General features: G+C 35.0%; 21 protein-coding genes. 4 read left to right on the forward strand and 17 right to left on the reverse strand.

The window, feature by feature from the left end:
- Window position 1: 1 nt before the first annotated feature.
- Window positions 2-943: a hypothetical protein gene (locus CD041_RS10105; RefSeq protein ID WP_070648100.1), complete on the reverse strand. Its 942-nt coding sequence runs from the start codon at window positions 941-943 to the stop codon at window positions 2-4.
- A gap of 444 nt (window positions 944-1,387) precedes the next feature.
- Between CD041_RS10105 and CD041_RS10110 the strand changes: the two genes are divergently transcribed.
- Window positions 1,388-2,560: an MFS transporter gene (locus tag CD041_RS10110; protein ID WP_012990677.1), complete on the forward strand. Its 1,173-nt coding sequence runs from the start codon at window positions 1,388-1,390 to the stop codon at window positions 2,558-2,560.
- A 172-nt stretch (window positions 2,561-2,732) separates the two neighbouring features.
- Here the strand turns inward: CD041_RS10110 and CD041_RS10115 are convergent, their stop codons facing one another.
- Genes CD041_RS10115 through CD041_RS10140 form a run of 6 tightly spaced genes read right to left on the reverse strand, consistent with a single transcriptional unit; the run spans window position 2,733 to window position 8,746 of the window.
- On the reverse strand, window positions 2,733-4,238 hold the full coding sequence (locus CD041_RS10115) for a phytoene desaturase family protein (protein WP_070648099.1): 1,506 nt from the start codon (window positions 4,236-4,238) through the stop codon (window positions 2,733-2,735).
- A gap of 2 nt (window positions 4,239-4,240) precedes the next feature.
- Complete coding sequence (locus tag CD041_RS10120; RefSeq protein ID WP_070648098.1) at window positions 4,241-5,104, reverse strand: phytoene/squalene synthase family protein; 864 nt, start codon at window positions 5,102-5,104, stop codon at window positions 4,241-4,243.
- Window positions 5,105-5,139: 35 nt separating this feature from the next.
- Window positions 5,140-6,258 carry a glycosyltransferase family A protein gene (locus tag CD041_RS10125; protein WP_070648097.1) on the reverse strand — a complete coding sequence of 373 codons (1,119 nt, stop codon included), beginning with the start codon at window positions 6,256-6,258 and terminating at the stop codon, window positions 5,140-5,142.
- A 1-nt stretch (window position 6,259) separates the two neighbouring features.
- On the reverse strand, window positions 6,260-7,759 hold the full coding sequence (locus CD041_RS10130; protein WP_070648096.1) for a phytoene desaturase family protein: 1,500 nt from the start codon (window positions 7,757-7,759) through the stop codon (window positions 6,260-6,262).
- An 11-nt stretch (window positions 7,760-7,770) separates the two neighbouring features.
- Window positions 7,771-8,253, reverse strand: coding sequence for a glycosyl-4,4'-diaponeurosporenoate acyltransferase CrtO family protein (locus CD041_RS10135; RefSeq protein ID WP_070648095.1), 483 nt, complete (start codon window positions 8,251-8,253; stop codon window positions 7,771-7,773).
- Complete coding sequence (locus tag CD041_RS10140) at window positions 8,246-8,746, reverse strand: TspO/MBR family protein (RefSeq protein WP_070648094.1); 501 nt, start codon at window positions 8,744-8,746, stop codon at window positions 8,246-8,248. Before CD041_RS10140 ends, CD041_RS10135 begins: the two co-directional genes overlap by 8 nt.
- Window positions 8,747-8,947: 201 nt before the next feature.
- On the opposite strand from CD041_RS10140, the gene CD041_RS10145 reads away from it, so the two are divergent.
- Window positions 8,948-10,153: a DUF418 domain-containing protein gene (locus CD041_RS10145; RefSeq protein ID WP_002479075.1), complete on the forward strand. Its 1,206-nt coding sequence runs from the start codon at window positions 8,948-8,950 to the stop codon at window positions 10,151-10,153.
- 177 nt (window positions 10,154-10,330) lie between these two features.
- Here CD041_RS10145 and CD041_RS10150 read toward each other — a convergent pair whose 3' ends face one another.
- The gene (locus tag CD041_RS10150; RefSeq protein WP_060795095.1) at window positions 10,331-12,028 is read right to left on the reverse strand and encodes a CocE/NonD family hydrolase; all 1,698 of its coding nucleotides are present in this window, start codon (window positions 12,026-12,028) and stop codon (window positions 10,331-10,333) included.
- Window positions 12,029-12,182: 154 nt separating this feature from the next.
- Here CD041_RS10150 and CD041_RS10155 point away from each other — a divergent pair, with 154 nt between their 5' ends.
- Window positions 12,183-12,758, forward strand: coding sequence for a TetR/AcrR family transcriptional regulator (locus tag CD041_RS10155; protein WP_062078282.1), 576 nt, complete (start codon window positions 12,183-12,185; stop codon window positions 12,756-12,758).
- Window positions 12,759-12,813: 55 nt separating this feature from the next.
- Here CD041_RS10155 and CD041_RS10160 read toward each other — a convergent pair whose 3' ends face one another.
- A complete protein-coding gene (locus CD041_RS10160) occupies window positions 12,814-13,014 on the reverse strand; it encodes a cold-shock protein (protein ID WP_002479078.1) in 201 nt (66 codons plus the stop codon).
- A 248-nt stretch (window positions 13,015-13,262) separates the two neighbouring features.
- The gene (locus tag CD041_RS10165) at window positions 13,263-14,036 is read right to left on the reverse strand and encodes an acetoin reductase (protein ID WP_002460813.1); all 774 of its coding nucleotides are present in this window, start codon (window positions 14,034-14,036) and stop codon (window positions 13,263-13,265) included.
- Between the two features lie 214 nt (window positions 14,037-14,250).
- Between CD041_RS10165 and CD041_RS10170 the strand changes: the two genes are divergently transcribed.
- Complete coding sequence (locus CD041_RS10170; RefSeq protein WP_002460814.1) at window positions 14,251-14,415, forward strand: hypothetical protein; 165 nt, start codon at window positions 14,251-14,253, stop codon at window positions 14,413-14,415.
- A gap of 60 nt (window positions 14,416-14,475) precedes the next feature.
- Here the strand turns inward: CD041_RS10170 and arsB are convergent, their stop codons facing one another.
- From arsB to CD041_RS10205, 7 genes are all read right to left on the reverse strand, one after another.
- On the reverse strand, window positions 14,476-15,765 hold the full coding sequence (gene arsB / locus CD041_RS10175; RefSeq protein WP_269146989.1) for an arsenite efflux transporter membrane subunit ArsB: 1,290 nt from the start codon (window positions 15,763-15,765) through the stop codon (window positions 14,476-14,478).
- Window positions 15,765-16,082 carry an ArsR/SmtB family transcription factor gene (locus CD041_RS10180; protein WP_002460816.1) on the reverse strand — a complete coding sequence of 106 codons (318 nt, stop codon included), beginning with the start codon at window positions 16,080-16,082 and terminating at the stop codon, window positions 15,765-15,767. Before CD041_RS10180 ends, arsB begins: the two co-directional genes overlap by 1 nt.
- Window positions 16,083-16,205: 123 nt before the next feature.
- Complete coding sequence (gene pflA / locus CD041_RS10185) at window positions 16,206-16,961, reverse strand: pyruvate formate-lyase-activating protein (protein ID WP_070648093.1); 756 nt, start codon at window positions 16,959-16,961, stop codon at window positions 16,206-16,208.
- 21 nt (window positions 16,962-16,982) lie between these two features.
- On the reverse strand, window positions 16,983-19,229 hold the full coding sequence (gene pflB, locus CD041_RS10190) for a formate C-acetyltransferase (RefSeq protein WP_012990671.1): 2,247 nt from the start codon (window positions 19,227-19,229) through the stop codon (window positions 16,983-16,985).
- 313 nt (window positions 19,230-19,542) lie between these two features.
- A complete protein-coding gene (locus CD041_RS10195; protein ID WP_070648092.1) occupies window positions 19,543-20,112 on the reverse strand; it encodes a PepSY domain-containing protein in 570 nt (189 codons plus the stop codon).
- 356 nt (window positions 20,113-20,468) lie between these two features.
- Window positions 20,469-21,500, reverse strand: a complete 1,032-nt coding sequence (locus tag CD041_RS10200; protein ID WP_002460821.1) for an SDR family oxidoreductase — start codon at window positions 21,498-21,500, stop codon at window positions 20,469-20,471.
- Between the two features lie 175 nt (window positions 21,501-21,675).
- Window positions 21,676-24,162, reverse strand: a complete 2,487-nt coding sequence (locus CD041_RS10205; protein ID WP_070648091.1) for an MMPL family transporter — start codon at window positions 24,160-24,162, stop codon at window positions 21,676-21,678.
- Between the last annotated feature and the right edge of the window lie 126 nt (window positions 24,163-24,288).

Below are 24,288 nucleotides of genomic sequence, written 5' to 3' on the forward strand. Positions count from 1 at the left end.
TTTATGATGCTGAATCATTTTTGATTGGTGCCGATTTGACTTGATTACCATTTTGATCTTCTTTAATCATTTTTTTACCTTGCAATTTATAAGTACCTAGAATTTCACCATCTTGATTCCGATAATTGATTGACCAACTATCTTTCGTCATTTTAATATTATCCCACAGATAATCTTTATTAGCAGGCGCTCCTTCAAGTTGAGCAATTTGGTCAAATATCTGACTACGTGCATGTGCCATTTCAGTGCCGCTTTCTTTTAATTCGCGCTGTTTTCTCTCAGTATCTGATTCATCCATACGTGGATCCTTTTGTGTTATTTTAATTTTATTCTCCATCTCAGGTAATGAACGATTATTTTTATTCTCTGTATATACTTTATTTAAATCGTATTCATCCCCAGATTTCAAAGCATCTTGATAATTGCGAATTGGACTTTGTGTAGCACCAATATAAATCTTATCATTATTTACCCCTACTACTGTGCGATAGCTACCTTTATCAGGATAAACCATGTAGAATTTCATTCCATCAGGTGCCTGACTTATATTTTCATAAGGAACTAGACCAAAGTCAACAATTTGCTTCACATCATTGTCACCTGTCCCTTGTCGCTTATATTTGCCTGTTAATATTTCATTTTTGGTTAGTGAATATTTACCTTTTGGATCAGCATAAAAAATTAATGCAAGTTTCGTTTTATCTGATAATTGTCCTGCTGACGATTTAGTTTGTCCCTTATCTTCTTTATCACTGTGTTGTTGGCCTGATGTTTTATTTTGTTTCTCATTGTTCTCCGTTTGATGTTTAGATGTGTGCTTTTCATCTTTCTTATTATCAGCTTGTGACGTCTTTTTTTGATTTTCTTGTTGTGATGAATCACTGTTTTGACAAGCCGTCAATAACATGAGTGCCACCGAACTTGCTAGAAATACTTTTTTCATATTCCTCATCCTTTCTTTGTTTAATAACACTTTTTAAAATATATAATTAACTTATACTTTAAACATATCATAAAATGTATTATAAAAAAATATGGTATATGCTTCACATCCTACGCGCTTAATTCAACCTACTTTACATAACTTCGAATGGCAAACGTATGTCAAAGTCGAAACTGAACAAGAAACAACGAATTCAAACACTTTATATACAAAAAACTGAATAGCGCACAGAACAAAGAAATATCATAAACATTTCTACAAACAATGCAAGATGGAGATGAATTGTCTAAATTGACTTTGTTGTCAGTTTTCTTCTTTTAAGATTTACTTACTTCTTTGAATTTTTTTACTATTGCCTCTTTTTAATGTGGCCTTTAGAAAAGTCATGAAACGTGGGATAATATGAACATTGCGAACAATTTAATATTTGAAAGGAGTTAAATGATGACACCATCATTGAAATATAATCAAATTACAACTATTTTCTTCATCACCGGCATCGCTGTGATGTGTAGTTTATATACAGCGCTTCCTTTAACCGTAGCATTCGCTAAAGACTTCGATATTCCAAAATCGATTGCTACATTAAATGGTGTTGTTTTCTCAATTACCTATTCTGTAAGCTGCTTATTTTATGGCACTATTTCAGAAAAATTTGGTCGTATTCGTACCATTTTATGTGGCTTAGTGGGCTTAGTCATTATTTGCTGTCTGATTGGCTTTGTGCGGTCATTTATCTTATTAATTATTCTACGCGCACTGCAAGGCATCTGTGCTGCAGCATTTTCTCCAGTATCTATTACCTATGTAACTGAGAACTATTCACCAGTGAAGCGTGTAACAGCCATTAGTTTTATTAGTACAAGCTTTATGTTATCTGGTGTAATTGGTCAAAACTTAAGTGAAATTATTGTACGTTATACACATTGGCATAGCGTGTATTTTACCTTAACAATACTTTATCTCATTTTAGCTGTGGCCATTTATAAAAAAGTTCCTGAAAGTCCAGTCTACCATCCTCATATTCGTTTGCTTAGCTTTTTCACTAATTTTAAAGCCTTTAAAACGAACAAAATGGTCTTACTATGTTATTTTGTATCACTAACCTTGTTAACGATGTTTATTAGTATGTATGATATATTTAATGCCTATATCACTTCAGATATTGTCGGCGGGAACCAAACAACTGCGATTAATGCAAAGCTATACGGCATCTTCGGCATGCTATTAGCTTTACTTGCAGGACGTTTAAGCGATCGTATCGGCGTCAAAAATGTCATCCTCACATCATTAATGATTAGTATTATATCGTTATTAGGTATGGCATGTACTACAAATGTTACTTTACTTGTGATGTGGAGTGTCATGTTTATTGCAGGAATTGCATTTTGTGTCCCTTCCGTCATCTCAAATGTAGGTATTGTAGTCAACGGTAATCAAGGATTCTTTTTATCTGTAAATACCTTTATTTTATTTTTAGGAACTGCACTTGCACCAATTATTAATATTTATATAGCACGCATACAAAGCTTTTCACTTCAATTTATTATTATCGCTTGTATTGGTATCATTTCTCTTTGTGTTGCACTTTTTCTACCTAAAACTAAACGCTATTAATTAACAATGGTATGTGTCTGGGGCATAATTATGTCTCAGGTTCTGAACTCTATATAGACAGTAATTGACTGGATTGAAAATACACTTATCCTAAGCTTTTTCAATCCGAGTCAACCTTGCCGGGGCGGGACTACGAATTCACAATGAATTCTAGCCCGCTCTAATTCTTTTACTATATACCTGCTGCAATATCTTTCAATATTTCTTCAACAGTAATCTTTGCACTGGTTAAAACAATAGGCACACCTGCACCTGGATGTGTACTTGCACCTGCAAAATATAGATCGTGATAGTCACGAGCGACATTTGGCGGTCGGTAATAATTACTTTGAGCGAGCGTTGGCATTAAGCCAAATGCTGCACCATACTGCGCATGATAGTCTCGTTGAAAATCTAACGGTGTAAAAATTGTTTCTGATACGATATGCTGTTTAATATTTTCAAGGGCTTCTATCGTTCCTAACTTGTGATAAATGATTTCCTTGATGCGAGCTACTATCGATTCATCCTGCCAATCTATTTTTGTTGTTTTCAACTCTGCAGTAGGCATAAGTACATATATACCTGTTTGTCCCTCAGGTGCTAGCGTCGTATCACCTACTGCTGGAACATAAATATATAATGATGGATCCTTTGACAATTGACCATTAAATATTTCTTTCACATTTTGTTCAAAATCTGCCGAAAAAATCACATTATGTAATAACAGGTTGTCTCTCAAGTCTTGATCTATACCAATATACATTAGGCATGCAGAACATGAATAATCTAATTGTGCTATTTTTTGTGGCGGATACTTTTTAACAGGGCTATGTTCAGGCATAAGATGTTGTGCTGCATATGGAAAATCAGCAGTACATAATACCTTATCAAAGCGCTCAACAAGACCATTGCCTCTTATTCCATCGGCTCGTTTATATTTTGGGTCTATAATAATTTCATCGATTTGTGCGTTTAAACGAATATCGACACCCAAATCTTGATTTAAACGTGTTAAACCTTGCGCCATGCCGTACATGCCGCCTTTAATAAAATGCACACCAAACATCATTTCAATCATCGGTATAATAGAATATAGTGATGGCCCACGCTTGGGATCGATGCCAATATATAACGTTTGAAAAGCTAAGAGTTTTTGGATTTTATCATTATCAACATATTGTGCAATTAAATCATCTGCATGATTTAATGTCTTTAATTTAGCACCTTGCACTAATGACGTTAAGTTATAAAAATCACTAGGCTTACGAAACGTACGCTCTAAAAAATATTTGCGTGCAATTTCATAACGCTTATAAATATCAGTAAGAAATGACATAAAGCCATGTGTTGAACCTGGCTCGATGTGCTCTAACATTTGTTGTAATTGAGCTAGATCAGTAGGTACACGAACTTTGTCATCCTTAGCAAAATAGACATCATAAATATAAGGTAATTGTGTCATCTCTACATAATCTTCAAAGTTTTTGCCACATGCTTCAAATACTGCTTTATAGACTTCAGGAATCATCACAATTGTAGGGCCCATATCGAAAGTAAATCCATCTTTAGTAAACTGACTCATACGCCCACCAAGTCGATCATTTTTCTCAAACAATGTCACTTGATGACCTTTTGCTGCCAATCTTGCCGCGGATGCTAAACCAGTCACGCCTGCACCAATTACTGCTATATTCATTGCTATTCCACCTGTCCTTGATATTTCTTTTTTATACGTCGATAAAATTTTGCCTTATCTACTTTGGATACATACACGCGTTGATGTAATGTGTACCCTGCCTTTCTAACTTCATCAAGAATGCCCGCATAAATCACTGCAGCTAGCTCAATAATAGGTTGCGCTTGCTTATTAAACACATGAATATTCGACAGCGCATCATGGTAGGCTTGTTCTGCTATATAAGCTAATGCTTCCCACATCTTAATATAATTCGATGTCACACCTTGCTGATATTGTTGTTTAATATCAATATTAAAGTGCGCCAACCGTTCTTTACTAATATAAATACGTCCCTGTTCAAAGTCTTCTCCAACATCACGTAAAATATTAGTTAATTGTAAAGCTTCTCCTAATTTTCGTGCGACTCGAAACGTTTCTGTAGTTGGCTGTTGTGCTAAAATAGGTGTTAAAACTTCTCCAACAGTTCCCGCAACCCCATAACAGTAATCTAACATAGCTTCATCGGTATCAAATTTCTCAAAATATTGATCTTTGCGTACTGTATCAATAAGCTTGTAAAATGCTGGGTATTCCATTTTAAATGTATGTGCGACATTTGAAAATGCGTGCATGATTCGCGCATCGCTTTGAAATTCAGGATGCAACTGTTGTTGTTCAATGGCCATAATATCTTGTCGTATGTACTGCAAATATTGTGGATCATGATGAACATCGATACTATCATCAATCACACGGCATACAGCATAAATCGCCCATACTGCACGTCTTTCTCTATCTGGTAAATAATCAAAGGCATAGGAGAAACTTTTAGAATGATGCTTCATCAGTTGATGGCAGTATTGAAAATGGTCATCTAGTGTCATCTCGTGCACCCTCCTTGTATTAAATATTTATAACATCACAAATGATACGTTCGGCCTTTCCATATAACGCTTCGCTTACAGTAAGACTGTATCCATGATGATAAAAACACACCACTAAAAAAGATAAATAAGATAGGGTGCAAACATAACATCCAACGTGAAAAATGACCTACTCGTCGATGTATGCGTATAAATTGCATTGTATAAAGAATATATAATATCCCCATGTTAACTTTAGATATCGGCTTTACTAACAAACTAAGTATTAAGCCTGATGCTGTAATAATCGATCCCATTAACCATATAACAATACTTGTCATAACCTTTGGCGAAGTTGCAGTAGCACCAACAGAAAAATGTTTAACCCATCCATGAACGAGTGACTGAATGCCATCTTCATACATTCGGAATTGAATATCTTGCTGTCCTTCATATAAATTTACTGGTAAGCCTTGTTGTGAATATGCTTGACCTAATGCGAACCCTTCAATAATATGATGTTTAGCTTGTTGATGTCCTTGTGTGGACTTATAATCAGTTGAATTAGTCAAGACAACAGGCCCAAAGGCCACGCGCGTAGTCTGCTGTCCGTCTATTAATGAAAATTGATTCGTACCAACTACTGTCAATGTATTAAATAGCGCCGATAAACTTTCATAAGGTCGTATAGTAGAATGATAAGGTTGGACACTTAACAAACCTCGGTAATCTTGTTGGTAGTAAGTATCAATGAGTGCTTGAATTGCTCTAGGGGATGTTAATGTCACATCGGCATCAACAAACAACAATAGTGGAGTTGATGCGTAGGTCGCACCTTGATAACAAGCCAATGACTTACCTTGCCATAATGACGGTTTATCAGCTTGAACTGAATAGACAGAAGCTCCAGCTGCGCGTGCGATTTCAGCAGTTTGATCTGTGGATCCATCATCCATCACAATTATTTCTACAGAAACGGTTTGTTGTGCTAATGACTTTAATAAGCGTGGTAAGCGTTGCGCTTCGTCACGCGCTGGAACAATAACGGATAATTCCAATTGTTTTGATGAATGAATCTTACTATGTGTCAATGGATGGCGTCGACCATACATGACTTTACCACTAATGATAGAAAAGAACGTAAATAGCATAGTTAATGAACTAATCCATTTCACTTTAGTCTCTCCTTTCACCGTGTTCGATAGCATTAATTTTATCCGCTACTTGTTGCCCGCTTAAAGTAACCATAGGCATGCCCCCACCCGGATTTACAGAACCACCAACAAAAAATAGATTATTAAAATAAGCACATTGCTTTGGAAACTTGAAGCCCTTATTTTTCTTTTTATCTGCCACAACGCCATAAATAGCACCACGATTAGAACGATAATGATGTTCTATATCTTCAGGCGTCCACATATCCTCAAACACAATGTGCGCTCTTAAATCATCTAATCCCATAGCTTCTAACTTATCCAAAACACGTTCTTTTAATTGCAGATAATCTTCCTGAGAGAAAGGTTGATTTTGAATATATGGAATATGCGGTAAAACTTTAATGCTCTCATAACCTTGAGGTGCCTGAGTTGGATCGGTTTTATTCGCATTCACTAAATAAATTGTTGGATCATACGGTAATATTTTGTCGTGAAAGACTTCACGATAATTACGCTTTGAATCTGCTGTGAAGAAAAAGTTATGATGTGCAAGCTGTGGAAAGTACTTATCAATACCTAAATGTAGTACGAGACCTGAACTTGCAGGTTCATAAATCATTTCTAAACGTTCAATCTTTTTATCACTAAAATGCAGTAATTCACGATATGTCGGAATAACTTCCATATTTGAAATGAGATAGTCCGCTTCGACGCTTTCTCCAGTTGTTAGTCTCACACCTACAACTTTGTCAAATGACGTTTGAATGTTTTCTACACCTACGCCAGTATGAATATGAACGCCTTCTTCACGCGCTAACGTTTCAAGTGCTTGAGCCAGATGATGCATTCCTCCTTTGACATACCACAAGCCTTGTTCTTGTTGCATATGATAAAGCATTGATAACACGGCTGGTGCGTCATATGAAGATGAGCCAACATATTTAATAAAGTACCCTAACATATCTCTCAATTGTGGATTTGATACACGTCTATTAATAGCTTGTTGCATAGTAGAAAAATAATCAAAGCCACGCAATGCTTTAAACGGCCCGTGGTAAGTCAAAATTTCTGGTAAGGTATCTAAACCTAAGCGGAAATAGCCTTGTTCCGTAAAACGATGAATGCGTTCTGCGTAATCATAAAATGACATTAATTCTTGTCGATCTTGTGCTGTCAGAGTTGAATTATTATCAATAGTATCAGCAACATTATCATATAAATCTATCATTTCCCCAGATGGAAAGAAACTACGCCATTGCAATGGCAATCGCTCTATATCTACGTAATCTCTCATTTCTTTACCACTGTGTTGAAAAAGCTGTTCAAAAATATAAGGCATAGTAAGAATAGATGGTCCTAAATCAAAACCAAATTGAGAGGTAGTTAGACGATTAACCTTTCCGCCGATATGGTCATTTTGTTCATATAAATCGACACGGTAGCCACTCTGTGCCATCCGAATCGCAGCGGAAATACCTCCAAGACCGCCACCAATCACAACTACTTTTTTAATTGGCATACACTCACTTCCTATCTGTTTTTCAATTTATGATAATAACGCTCGAGCTTAGGGCGATTATAACGTTGCACAATCATACATGGTACATTTGCTAATAAAGCATATGTCATATGTGGTATTTTTATATATTTTGGCGCAGCAAGAAATACAAACATTGGTAACATCGCTATTCCATGAACAAATTCTGCACGCCGTGTTTCTATAATAAAATCATATATATCTTGCGCTGACGGTTGCGCCATTAGAGTCGATTTATTATAAATTGCCGGATTTAAACGATGTCCCTTTGGCAAATGATCTTTCCAGCGTTTGACTTGAAAGACATCATTCCAAAAATCTCCTTCACGTTCGAATGCGAATGACTTAAAACAGAAACCATACTTCATTAAAAATGTAGTACTTAAACGTGTTCCCCACACGGCAACCAACATCTGAAGCACAAACCAATAAATACCACTGCCTATGATGAGCCAAATAACGGATTTTTTACGCATGGTGTCCTGCCGTATAATCTGGATTATCTTTATTGAGTAACCAATTACCTGTCGCCAAGTATGAAGCAAACGCTGACCAACAAATATAAGGAATTAATAAATAACCCGCAATTCGATGTTTTTGATAGAATTGGACGGCGGTCGCAACAACTGCACTAAATAAAATATAACTGTCAATGAGGGCTGCACCACGTAATTTATATTTAAAATAAAGTAATGACCATAAGTAATTTAAACCTAACTGCAAATAATACGTGGCTTGTGCTGCTTGATGCTGTTTTTGTTGTGAAATGATGTCATGAGCAATACCCATACTTAAGTAAAGTGTTGGCCAGACAATCGGAAAAACATAACCTGGTGGTGATAATGGTGGTTTAACATTTTTACTATAATCCCGACGTGCATTTTTTACGGTGATTTTGCCAATAATTTGGCCACCGATTAAAGGTAAAGCAATACGACATAGCTTATTGCTCACTTTGATACCGTTCATCTTCACATCCTCCTTTATGTTGAATAACGTAAATTTATAAAAGAATTAATTACATTTAGTTAATAATTCACCTATTCCCTTAAAACATATGCATTAACCACTATATAACAAATTGGTACCTTTAATATTTAAGGAAGAATTAAGCTGCATTTAGTTTTATTTTTATGTGTGTACGTTATGGTATGGGAGAGGTGAATAATATTGAAACGAATTAAAGTTGCAGATGCACTAAGAGGATTTAGCTTATTAGGGATTTTTATAGCTAATTTACTTATATTTCAATTTGATTTAACTGGCCAATTATATATTGATCATTTTCATTTAAGTCCATTCAACCACGGTGTTTTTAATATTATTAATATTCTTTTTGTAGGTAGTTTTATGCCTATCTTTGCTATGCTTTTTGGCTTTTCTATGGATAAATTATACCAATCCATGAAACGAAAAGGTGTTAAACGTCCGAAACTAAAACTCTTTCGTCGTGCTTTTTTCCTGATGATTATTGGAGGTTTACATGCATCTTACATATGGGGTGGAGATATATTATTTGGTTATGGCTTCTCTATGCTATTTGTCATTCCTTTCATTCATATGGGGAAACGTGCTTTTAAATACTTTACGCTCATTATTTTTGGATTATTGCTCGTACTATTTATTGTCATGCCATTTTCCGGTGATAATGGTATGCAAACAACACCTAGCAAACATGACACAGCAAATTATGTATCAAAGATTACAAAGATTTACAGTGAAGGTAGTTATTCAGATATTCGTCATGTTGATGAAACAGTTGAAGATCCAAAATTTGCTTTATTCGAAGATCAACTAGGGTCAATCTTTTTCCTACTCATTTTTATTCTTATTCCTTTAATGGAAGTGCCATTATTTACATTAGGTGTCTATTTATCTAAAAGTGGTTGGTTCGAAAAAGATGCGCTTGATTGGTGGTCCTCTAAATTATGGATATGGATTATCCCCCTAGCACTTATCGGCAAATCAGCAGTACTCTGGGTTCAACATCCAACAATTGCTGAAAATTTCACGGAAGTGTTCGGTATCATACTCGCATTTGGTTATATGAGTTTATTTAAATATATGTATCAAAAATTACCACAACATTTTACATTCCGAGGTTTAGAACATATTGGTAAAATGTCACTGACCTTTTACTTAATACAAAGTGTGATTGGCACTATGATTTTTTATGGCTATGGCTTAGGACAATTCGGCAGCGACCATGTAACAATGATGTTTGGTATCTTTATTATTCTTTATGTTCTTCAAGTGCTAGTTGCTTCTTGGTATCAACGTCATTGGCGGTATGGACCAATGGAATATCTATTACGTATGTTTACTTATTGGCAATTACGTGTCGGCAAGAAAAAACATGCGAGACATCATTCCTAGAAAAAAAGTTTAGGCCACAATTATGTATTAGGCTATGAACTATATATTGGCAGTAGTTGACTGGATTGAAAACCCACTGATACCAAGCTTGTTTCAATCCTAGTCAACCTTGCCGGGGCGGGACTACGAATTCGTTATGAATGCTGTCCCGCCCTTTTTTTATTTTATGTTTATCCCTTAATCTTCTAATAATTGATATGGAATTAATAGATGCGAGTCATACTTGCCACCTGTATATATGTGATTTAAACCATGATTGACTGTATCTTGATGTTCATAGCGTGTCTTCATTCCTAGTACTGGTGTGCTTGTGCCTTTAACGACTTCACTACCCTTTATCACAACTTGTAATTGTTCTCCGCTTTTAAATAGCGTACTAGATGGCAAAATTTCTACTTCAACAGCAACAATTTCTTGAGGTGCAAGTTTAAGTTCTTTCATATGATGATGCCAAGGTTGTAGTGCTGTTGATTTTTCAATATCTAATTCTCGATGTGATACACGTAACCATCCAGTTGCCACTTGTCCATTTTCAATATGATTAAAATCAGGAAAATGTACCTCTTCTCCTTGACGATTGATTTTCTTTATGCCAATGAACAAGTCCATATCATCTGCTTCTTCTGTTGCTACCCATAACTTGAGTTTCATATTTCCAGTTATTTCAGTATTGTGAGTAAAACGTTTACTAAATCTCACTTCATCATCAAGTGAATCATCACTTAAATAGCTTACTGAAACTGTTTCTTCTGGTAACTGCGCTTGTAATGACATATCTTGTGCATTTAAATATAACGGCTTTTCACTCATCTGTGGTAATGGATATGCTGTCGCTGTGTTGTGATAACCCTGATAAAATTTATCACGTACTTCATAACTTACACGCGGTGTTTCAGGCCAATCATTATCAATACCTTTAAGGTAGTAATCAAAGAACGATTTTTGTTGTTCTAGTGATTCACGTGCATAATATGTTTCCCATTCTTTACGTCCATGAATTTTCAACCATTTATGCTGTGATGATGCTTGTTTAAATCCTTCAAATGTGCCACGATTATGGAGGCCTTGTGTAGACCAACTCGCACAAACAAACATAGGTATTTGAATGTGAGCTAATGGCGCTTGTTTAGCTTGCCAGTATTCATCAAACAACGGATGATTTTGCTGTGCAGCAATTAAATCTTCAATATCCATGTCTGGCCATCTTTGCACTAAACCTTGATACCAAAAACGGTAAAATCCTGTATCTGGAATACCACCATGAAAGGCGATTTCTCTATACATATCGTTCAATCCTTCCCACGGTATCATAGCTTTTAAATGCGTTGGATTTAGAGAAGCAACCCACCATTGCGTCACCGCTAAATAAGATACGCCATTCGTCCCTACATTGCCATTGCTCCATCGTTGTTTGCCAGCCCAATCGATGACTTGAGCATAATCTTTAGCTTCTGATAATCCCCAAGGATAAAGTGCACCAACTGATTTAGCACTACCTCTTAAAGCTACTTTTACAACAACATAATCATTAGGTACCCAAAAGCCTGGATCCGGTGATTCTTCAGGTGTAAAGCTTGACGTTAGAATTGTACCTATTGTTGGCCACATAGGTCCCATATTTGTGATTTTAGGTTTATTATCTTTTCCATAGGTATCTGCAGATATAACAACAGGAAATTGCCCTTCTTTATTTGGTCTAAATATATTCACATATAATTGTGTACCATCTTCCATTGTCACTGGTCTATCTTTTTCCATTATCATTTCTTGATTTCCATATTGAACACTATCAACGACTATATGATTAGTTCCTTCTTTAATCTGTTCTAATGGCGTAACTGTTAATTGTGGATTACCTAACATATCTTTTTCTATCGTTTGTCATCCCTTTCATGTTTCTGCATTTTAATTACAATTTCATTCTAACCACTGTATCATTTTTAACAACAAGCAGACCATCGCAATTTGTTTGAAAATCAACATAGGAGTCAAAACTGTTTATAATTAGACTGGAATGAGGAGGGAGTATGTGGCACAAGATCGTAGAATTAGAAAATCTAAACAAGCGATACACCATGCCTTTTTACAATTACTAACAGAAACGTCGTTTGATAAGCTAACTATACAACAATTAACTGAAACTGCTGATATTAATCGTAGTACGTTTTATAGTTATTACGTAGATAAATATGATTTATTAGAAGAAATTGAGAATAAACTCATACAAGATTTACAATATTTTATTGCTGAACAACATCAACAACAACACAACATCATGCTTAAAAACATCATCACCTATTTAATCGAGCACATTGATAATCATAGAGATGTATTTAGCATCTTATTTAAAATTGGTAAAGCATCAATGATTCAAGAAAAACTTTATAACCTTATTTATAATCATTTAAGTCAATATAAAAATGAAGATGATACGATTGAAGGCATGCCATTTTCTTATTATATGAGCTATGTTTCAGGTGCAGGAATTTCTTTAGTCAAACATTGGATTCAAGATCCGCATCCTATAGATAAAGCACAACTTGAATATCACTTTTATCAAATTGTTAGCCATGGTGCAGCAAGTATGATTCGATTTGACTCATAAAAACATAAAAAAGCCTAGAACATTGAATGTTCTAGGCTCTTTCTATAATGGTTAGTTACATTACTACAACGTTAGTAGCTTGGTCGCCACGTTGACCTTCAGTAATGTCGAATTCAACTTTTTGACCTTCTTCTAAAGTTTTGTAACCTTCACCAGCGATACCACTGAAATGTACGAATACGTCATTTCCGTCTTCTCTTTCGATGAAACCAAAACCTTTTTCTGCGTTAAACCATTTTACTGTACCGTTATTCATATAGAATACCTCCGTGTGCTTTTGCACTAATATTTGTAACAAAATCATGTATAAAAAAGAGAGTATTCTAGATAAACACACTACAATTTCACGAACTTTTATTACGATAGACTAACTATAACGTATATTTCATGATAAGTAAAGCTTTTTACTAAAATAAATAATTATAAGTTTTAGTTATTTTTATTTTCAACTGGTAAAACCCTACTAAATCCTACAGTTATCCGCTTCACTTTGTAACTTATAATTTATCTATATACTAATCCACCATCTGTAAGAATAGCTTGACCTGTAATATAGTCTGAATCATCTGATGCTAAGAATGATACTAGATTAGCCACATCTCGTGGTTCTTGATAACGTCCTAATTTAATTGCAGCTGAAAATTCAGCAAAAGCTTCACCTGGTTGTAACTCGTCGTTATAGCGTACCATTTCAGCATCGATACGATCCCACATTTCTGTTTTAGCAACACCTGGACAATAAGCGTTCACTGTAATATGATCTTGCGCTAACTCTTTTGCTGCAGCTTGTGTAAATGAACGCACCGCGTGTTTTGAAGCTGAATATGTGCTTAACATTTCATAAGATTCATGTCCGGCAATGCTGCAGGCATTGATGATTTTACCTTTAGTATGTTGTTTTTTAAATTGTTCTGCTGCGGCTTGTGTGCCATAAACCATACCAAAAACATTAATATTAAACACACGTTGAAGTTGCGCTTCATCAACTTCTAAAAATGGACTTACTGCATCAACACCAGCATTGTTTACGAACACATCTAATTGACCAAATTCAGCTACTGCAAATCTAACCAATTCTTGTTGTTCTTTTTTCACTGATACATCACTTCTAAAAGCAACAACGTTATAGCCTTTACCTTTGAATTCTTCTTCTGTTTTTAATAAAACATCTCCATTAATATCTTGGATAACTACGTTAAAACCATCATTCGCTAAGCGTTCTGCAATGCCTTTACCTAATCCACCTGCTGAACCTGTAACTACTGCTGTTTTTGACATAATAAACAACTCCTTAAGATTATTAATCTATCTCTCACTTACTAGTTTAGCCTTAAGAAGTAAAATTACAATAAATACGCATAAAAACCAGCTCATTTTAACATATCTTTCAAACTTGTAAGCTGAAACTAATATTTTGAAAGATTAGATAAAGGCTCATACATATAACCATTTATATAATCAAATTATAATAAATCATTTGAGGTGAAGTACTATGACAATATTGAAAAATATCATTTCAACACTTTTCTGTCTCGCAATGGTGGCTTTGGGTTTATTCATCATCATGAAAATTGGTGGTCACTATTTCCCACAAGTTGACATGTTACGCACAATCAATGAATATAACCCGCTCTCTAATCTGGATATCTATTATTAACTATAAAAAAGCATTCCAACACGATAAACGAATTATACAGAGATAACATCATTTTTGAGATTATAGCCACTTCAAAGTGATGTATAAACCTATTAATGTGATAAAGAGGACAGGTAATGTAATCACAACCCCTGTCTTAATATACGTCCACCAAGAAATTTTCATCCCTTTTTGGCTTAAGACATGAAGCCATAACAATGTGGCAAGGGAACCAATAGGCGTCATTTTAGGTCCTAAGTCAGAACCAATCACATTAGCGTAAATCATGCCTTCTTTAACTATTCCTACTACAGCTGCTTGGTCGATAGCTATCGCATCAATCATCACGGTAGGCATATTATTCATCACAGAAGATAATATTGCTGACATAAAGCCCATACCCATAATGCTTGTAAAGAGGCCATGATGTGCTATCGTCACTAATACATGTGATAATAATGTTGTAATGCCTACATTTTTCAAACCAAAAACAACCAAATACATTCCTATGGAAAAGATAACAATATTCCATGGTGCACCTTTGACCACCTTTGTTGTATTAACAACATGCGATTGCAGTGCTAATGCTAAGAAAACAAGTGCAATCGTTCCAGCAATAAATGATATCGGTATAGGTAAAAATTCACTTAGTATATAACCTATAAATAGCACACTGAGTACAAGCCATGACCAACGAAATAATCGATAATCTTTAATCACTGCTGTAGGTTCTTTTAATTGTGAATGATCAAAATGTTTAGGAATTGTTTTTCTAAAATAAAGCCACAACACAATGATACTTGCAAAAAGGGAAAAGAAATTCGGTATTAGCATTCTAATTGCGTAACCCATAAAACTCAAACTAAAAAAATCAGCTGAAACGATGTTCACTAAATTGCTGACGGTAAAAGGCAATGATGTCGTATCTGCAATAAAACCACATGCAATAATAAATGGGAAAATGACTTTTTCTTTAAAGCCAAGATGACGTACCATAGCTAAGACAATAGGCGTTAAAATGAGGGCTGCACCGTCATTAGCAAAGCAAGCTGCAACGATTGCACCTAAAAGTAAAATATAGATAAACATCTTTACCCCTTTACCATTAGAAGCACGTACCATATGTAATGCTGCCCATTCAAAAAAGCCAATTTCATCTAAAATTAACGAGATGATAATCAATGCGACAAAAGTTAACGTCGCATTCCATACAATATCAGTAACTTTAACAACATCTCCAATGCTGACCACACCTGTTAATAAAGCAATGATGGCACCCATCAATGCAGTGATACCAATATCTAAGCCCTTTGGCTGCCAAATAATAAAAATAATCGTCACTATAAATATAAGGATCGCTAGCATAGTTATCATTGACTTCCACCTCGCTCAAGATCATTACAAATACACATCGGATTAGATTGGTGAATCTGATTTAGCTGCTGTATTAACTGTTGATAATGTTCTTGATTTAAGCGATACATTCGCTTATTACCTTCTTTACGTACTTCTACAAAATGATGTGCAACTAGCACTTTCATATGGTGGCTCAGTGTTGGTTGCGAAATATTAAAGTATTTTAAAATATTGTCTGCACACAACTCATCACATGATAGTAAGTCTAAGATTTCTAAGCGTGTCGCATCTGCACATACCTTTAATTTTACTGCTAACGATTGATATGACATGGCTATCCTCCTTTATCCATATATAGATTAACATCTATATAGATAGAGGTCTATATGTATTTTACATAAAATTAAACCTCTCTACATTACCAAATATTGGCAATATAGAGAGGTCATCATTCATTATAATTGTACTGGGATTTTACCTTTAAAGTTCACATACCGATATGCTGCCATTACCGCTTCCTCATCAGGGGGGTCAACATCTTCTAATTGGTAATGTACGCCTAACGTCTTCCATTTATGAACACCGAGCTGATGATAAGGTAAGATTTCAAACTTTTCTACATTATCTAGCGAATTAATAAATTCTCCTAGTCGTATCAAGTCTTCTTTATCGTCTGAGTAACCTGGAACAAGTACATGACGAATCCACACGGGTTGTTTCATTTCTGATAATTTTTGAGCGAATTTCAATATATGGGTATTGGGTCTTCCTGTTAAAGCCATATGCTTATCATTATCAATATGTTTGATATCTAATAAGATTAAATCCGTATACTGCTGTAGTGTGTCAAAATGACGATTGAAAGCAATGGTATCATTGGCACAACCTGCTGATGTATCAATACATGTATGAATACCATATGCTTTTAAAGCTTTAAATAGCGCTTCTAAAAATGGCATTTGAAGTAATGGTTCTCCACCACTTACGGTCACACCACCACCTGAGGCATCAAAGTATGGCTGATATGGTAATATTTCGTTAACCATTTCATCAACAGTCACTTCTCTTGATGGCTCGTTAATCTTCCACGTATCAGGATTATGGCAATATAAACAGCGTAATAAGCAACCTTGCGTGAACAATATATATCTTAATCCAGGTCCGTCGACAGTGCCCATACTTTCAACGGAATGTATGTGTCCTTTAATCATTTGACTCCCACCCTACTTCTATTACATTTGTTCATGGAATGTACGAGAAATAACATCTAACTGCTGTTCACGTGTTAATTTAATAAAGTTTACCGCGTATCCAGATACACGAATCGTCAATTGTGGATATTCTTCAGGATGTTCCATTGCATCCATTAATGTTTCTCTGTTAAATACGTTAATATTTAAATGGTGTCCATGTTGCATAGCATAACCATCTAGCATACTTGTCAAGTTTCTATTTTGATCGTCATCTTCTTTTCCAAGTGATTTTGGCACAATACTGAAGGTATTAGAAATACCGTCTTTACAGCAATCATATGGAATTTTAGCAACCGAACTTAATGATGATAATGCACCTTTTTGATCGCGTCCGTGCATTGGGTTAGCACCTGGTGCAAATGGTTCTCCTGCCTTACGACCATCTGGTGTGTTACCAGTCTTTTTACCGTAAACAACGTTTGAAGTGATTGTTAAGACACTCATCGTATGTTCAGAATCACGATATGTTTTGTGACTACGTAGCTTAGTCATAAAGCGCTCAACGAGTTCGACAGCAATATCATCAACGCGACTATCATTATTACCATATTTAGGGAAATCGCCTGTAATATCGAAATCAACCACTAAACCATCTTCATTACGAATTGGTTTCACTTGGGCATATTTAATTGCTGAAAGTGAATCAGCTGCGACAGATAATCCTGCAATACCTGTTGCCATCGTACGAATAATGTTCGTGTCATGTAAAGCCATTTCAATACGTTCATAACTGTACTTATCATGCATGTAATGGATGATATTTAACGAATTAATATAGACACCTGCAAGCCAGTCCATCATTTTATCAAACTTATCATATACTTCATCGTAATCTAATATTTCTGTATCAATACCTTTATATTCCGGTCCTACTTGATTGCCAGATTTTTCATCTTTACCACCATTAATCGCATATAATAATGTTTTTGCTAAGTTAGCACGCGCGCCGAAGAATTGCATTTGTTTACCAATCTTCATGGCAGATACACAACATGCAATACCGTAATCATCACCATAGCTTTCACGCATTAAATCATCATTTTCATATTGAATTGAACTTGTTTTGATACTCATTTTAGCACAATACGTTTTGAAATTATCAGGTAAGCGTACAGACCATAGCACAGTTAAGTTTGGTTCTGGCGCTGGTCCAAGGTTATCTAATGAATGTAAGAAACGGAATGAGTTTTTCGTTACGAGCGGACGTCCGTCAATGCCTACACCACCGATTGATTCAGTTACCCAAGTTGGGTCACCTGAAAATAGTTCATTGTAATCTGGTGTACGTGCGAATTTTACAATACGTAATTTCATGATGAAATGATCGATAATTTCTTGAACTTCACTTTCTGTGATTGTTCCATTATTTAAATCACGTTCAGCATAAATATCTAAGAACGTTGATGTTCTACCTAAACTCATTGCTGCACCATTTTGTTCTTTAATTGCTGCAAGATAAGCAAGGTATAACCATTGCACTGCTTCTTTAAAGTTTTCAGCTGGACGACTTAAATCGAAGCCATACGTTTGACCTAATTCTTTTAACTCTTTTAATGCACGATATTGTTCTGATAATTCTTCGCGCAAGCGGATAACATCTTCTGACATTTCTGTAGACATCGTATGGAAATCATGTAGTTTTTGTTCCATCAAGAAGTCTACACCGTAGAGTGCAACACGACGGTAGTCACCGATAATACGTCCACGTCCGTAAGCGTCTGGTAATCCTGTAATGACACCTGCTTTACGACAAGCAAGCATTTCTTTAGAATACGCATCAAAAACACCTTGGTTATGGGTTTTACGATATTCTGTAAATATTTTTTCTGTATCGGCATCTAATTCATAACCATAAGCTTCACAAGCTGCTTTAGCCATACGAATACCACCAAATGGTTGCATAGAGCGTTTAAACGGTTTGTCCGTTTGTACACCCACTATAGTTTCTAAATCTTTATCAAGATAGCCTGCATCATGAGAAGTTATTGTTGAAGCAACTTTAGTGTCCATATCCCACATGCCACCGCGTTCACGTTCTTCTTTAGACAGTTGCATCACTTGTTGCCATAATGTTTGGGTTGCTTCTGTAGGTCCTGTTAGAAACGCATCGTCTCCTTCATATAAATTGTAATTCAATTGAATAAATTCTCTTACATCTACATGTTTGTTCCAACGACCATTTTTAAAACCTTGCCAAGCATCAGTATGTTTATATGTTTCTTTCATACAGTTGCCCTCCATTTCTGTTGTAAGTGTTTTCAAGAGCATTGTAGCATGGTTATTGTGATTTTTTTCACATGATTTATGACTAATTTTCATCAAATATTTGTCTAAATCGTAAACCTGTATTAGTTTGTAAAACAGTTTAATGTTCATTTAGTTGTGTTATGCAACAGTTGTATTGTGCAATGTATAAATTATAGTTTTGAACTATCAATCATTCATATAATCAAGCATGAAACGCGAAGCAATTATCAAATTTGACTTTTGCTCCGCGTTTCTTATGTCAGCTTTAACTTCTATTTTTGATTGCCAACTTTTAATCGTCTTGTTGGTTGTCTATTACTTTACCTGTTTGCGCATCTACTGTGATATCACGTTGTTCTTTACCTTTTTGTAACGTGATATCATAGACTAACTTACCATCATCTTTACTGAGTGACCATTCTTTAATCTCACCATCAAATGCTCGTTGTGCTGCTTTAATAGCTGATTTATAGCTTTTCACTTCGCTATATTTAAACGTGTCTTGGTCATCTGAATGATCTTGATCACCTTTTTCTGATTTTTTATGCTCGACACGTTGGCTTTTATCGTTAACTATAACCTCAGATTCATTATGGTTCTGAGGGTTTTGCTGTTCGACTTTGTAAACCCATTCTCCATTTGATTTTTCAAAAGAGATTTCGGTCACTTGCTGATTTTTATAACTGTTCTGAGCTTTTTTAATCGCGTCTTCAGGTTTCGTTTTAACTTCTTTTAATGCAATTGTCCCCTGATGACTATCTTTTTGATGGTTCGATGTCGTGGTATGGTTATCTGATTGACTACAAGCACCTAAAAATAGTACCGATGCTGTAATCAATGTGATTGTTTTCTCTTTTTTCATGTTGTTGCACTCCTTTTTATGTGTTAATAGACGTTTCCCGCTGAACATCGAACAAAACACATTTTAAGAAATTTTATACATTAGATATTAAACAAATGGGAGCGTGATAGCACTCATTTTGAATTCGTAGTCCCGCTTCCAGCAAGGTTGACTAGAATTGAAAAAAGCTAGGGATAAATGTATTTTCAATCTAGACAACTACTACCAATATATTTGTTTAGACTGAGACAGCACACTGTGAAAGTGAAACCATACAATACAAATCATTAAATATAAAAAGGCACAAAGACGACTTTAATTTCAAATCATCTTTGTGCCATTATCTTTGAATTTATATTACAGCGTTGTATGAATCATTAATTATTTAACAAATCATATTGTACGATGCTGTCAAGTGCTGCTAAAATCGCTTCTTCTTGTGTCGCTATTGGTGTCCAGCCAAGATATTTCCTAGCTTGTTCATTACTAACATTACGATTAATATCAAGTAATAATTTGCCCTCTTTCGCTTGCTTATTCACTTTTGCACCTAACGATAATATAAAATTAGGCACGCGTTTTGTTGATACTTTCTGTGCTAGATTTGGGCGTTCTTTCTTAATAAGCGCTGCGATTTCCGGCATAGTAATCTGACCGTCTGCAGTGGCAATAAAGCGTTTACCGTCTGCTTCATTATGCGTCATTGCACGAATATGCAAATCGGCGACATCTCTCACGTCAACAATATTTAATGCAATATTTGGGATGCGCTTCATTGACCCATTAACTAAATTTTTGACTAAATCAAAACTACCAGAAATATGGGCATCTAAAGATGGGCCCATCATTGCTACTGGATTGATTGTTGCAAATTCTATTTTACGCGTCGCATTTTCAACATAATTCCATGCAGCTTTTTCAGCCAATAATTTAGATTTTTCATAAGCTGATAAGCCCGGTTCATGTTCATCTGTCCAATTACGTTCCGTCGTTATACTTGATTTATCCTTATTACTAAAACCAACCGCACCAAAATTTGATGTCATCACAACACGTTGAACACCTGCATGATCAGCAGCACGTAAAATACGTTGCACACCTTCGATTGCAGGACGTATTACTTCTGACTCATCGTCAGGAATTTCAAAAAAGACAGGCGAAGCGACACTTAGCACATATTGACAGCCTTGCATCGCATCATCCCAATGTTCATCACTAGATAAATCTGCTTCGACAAATGTGAGTCGTTCTGTTGGAATATCATTGGCTTTCATTGTATTTAAAATATTTGCTTGTTTATTGATAGAACGCACAGTTGTACGTACGTCATAACCTTGTTTCAATAGTTCCGAAATAATACGCATGCCTAAAAAGCCGGTACCACCTGTCACTAATACTTTACTATCCATGCTCATAACCTCCTGGCTACTTCTTTTTAAGAGTAAATTTTAACAGCTTATCACATTATAACGTTAATAAAATAACTTAATTCACTGTTTATTTAGCAGCTCATCTTATTAAAATACCCCTTAATCAACATGACCAAGCATCATATCAATTAAGAGGTATCTTTTTTTATTTCATCTATTTATGTTGCTGTTTTTTAGGACCTTTTAATGGCCACCAATTTCCTTTACCTAGCGTGCTTACTACGGCTGGAATAAACAATGGTAAGATGAATAAATTATATATAAGTAGCCCCAAAATGAGTATTGTCGCAATTTGCATCAGTGTGAGCATTCCTGATGTGTACAATGCCGCAATGGTACCAACGATAATAATGCATGCTGTCACAATAACCGTACCCATTTTCTTCATCGCAGTTATTAATGCATTATGAATATCATGTGTGCGTACTTCCTCATTAAAGCGGTTGAGTAAGAAGATTGCATAATCAATACCTAATGAGAATAATATAACTAGGCTAAAGAATGGTGCTACTAAAAGTACGCCTTTTTCACCAAACGAATAATCAAATAGCACATTGGCGATACCCATAGAAACGTAATACGTAATGAGTATTGAGAACATCATATACAACGGCATAATAATAGAACGTTTAAAGACGACAAGTACTAAGAATGTAACTAGAGACATTAATATAATCACTTTCGTCATATCCGTATTAATCGTGTGGTCTAAATCTGCGTTTTGTGAGGTAACACCGCCGTATTCAATCTTGCTATTTTTAAATACAGTACCATTTTTCTGATTATCTACTGTATTTTTAATGTTATTTAACGTTTTAAAGGCTGACTTAGAATAAGGATTTTGTTTTAATTCTACATTGAGCAAGACAACATTACCGTGGTTTGCACTATATTGGTCAATTGAGCGTTTCATATCTTTATTATTCAGCATATCTTGTGAAATATACATACCTGAACGGTTAACACTATCGTCTTGTGACATACCTTTCAAATAGCTTTGTATTTCTTTTTGACCATCGATGACTTGTTCATTACCTTGTTGTGCTTGTTGCAAGCCTTGGGATAATTGACTTGCTTGCTGTGTAATACTTTGAACACCAGCCTGTGGATTTTGACTTGCTTGTTGCATTTGTTGCTGTACAACTTGACTTTGTGTCAATGGCTGAACCTTTTGTTGCATTGTACCTAAACCATTGTTAACTTGTCCTAATCCTTTATTGGCTTTCGTCAATTGTTGTTGAATTTCATTTAATTGATTTGTGGCAGATAATTGCTTAATTGGGGTGCCTGTTGGACGAGTAATCGTATTAACACCTTTGACATTATCGATTTTATTTATACTTTTCGTTAACGTTTCTAAATCACTTAACCCTTTAGATGTTGTTAATTGATCATTATCTTTGATGGCAATGGTTACCGGGAAAGCTTCTCCTAATTCAAATTTATCTTTGATAATATCTAAGGCTTTAACAGAGCCATAATGATTACTTATTTCATTTGTATTATCGTATGTGATTTTATTTGGTGTGAAGTAAATAAGTGGTAAAAATACAGCTAAAATCACTAAAATGACAACGAATGCGTGTTTACTAGATAAATTTCCAAGTTTACCCCAAAATCGATTTTCTTTGTGCGATGTTGCTTTTTTACTTGGCCAAAATATTTTTTCGCCTAATAACACCATGATAAGTGGAAGTAATGTGTACATAATAATTAATAAACATACTACACCTACGCCGATACCCACCGCAGAGCGGAATAAATCGAATTGTGCAAACAAAATCACTAAGAAGCTGACAAAAATTGTACTTCCACAAATGAGTATCGTTTTACCGCCACTCACAAATGTTTCATAAACCGCTTTCGTCTTATCATCATGCGCGGCCAGCTCTTCTTTGTATCGATTCAATAATAAAATACAATAATCTGTACCAATACCAAACAATAAAGCTACTAAAAACGGCTGAATATATACTGATACTGGGAAATCGCCATATTTTACTAAGAATGCAATAATTGCAGAGCTAAATAAATAAGATAAACCTACAATAAACAATGGAATAAATGGTGTGACAACAGAGCGGAATACTACAAATAGAATGATCAGAATTAAAGCAACTGTTACAATTTCTGTTTTCTGTAGCCCTTTATCTGTCGCTTTATTAATATCATGTGTAACTAAATCATTATTAGTTAAGTACACTTTTCCAGGGTGATTGTCAATTTTATTAATCTTATCAGCCACTTTGACAGAATCACCTGTTGTCATTTCAACTGGAATCATTATTGTTTTTTTATCTTTTGAGACAACTTTTTTGAAGGTATCTTTATTGGTATACGGTGATATAACATGATTAACGCCATCTATCTTTTTAATTTCTTTAATAAAATGTTCTACTTTGTCATTGCCTTGTTCACTTAATGGTTCTTTCATTTTGATGACTGCAACTATGGAATTAGAATTTGCTCCTACGTCTTTCAACATATGTTCATATTTTTGTGACGATGTACTATCAGGAGGCTTAATTTCACCCTTTTCTTTTGCCAATTGAGACAAATTTGGTGCAAAAATAAGTGACAACACAATTACAATGATTACTAATATTGAAATCGGCCATTTAAATCTCAAAATTGTCTTCATTATCTCTTACTCCCTTTTTATTTTTTAGCAAGGTCATTATCTAACTAAGTGTTAACCATTGCTTTCTGTAGTATTTTCGTTTATCTTTTAATAGACAAATTGTCTATTATGTAAGATACCACAAAA

It is taken from the genome of Staphylococcus lugdunensis, assembly GCF_002901705.1.
In the GTDB taxonomy this organism is placed as follows: domain Bacteria; phylum Bacillota; class Bacilli; order Staphylococcales; family Staphylococcaceae; genus Staphylococcus; species Staphylococcus lugdunensis.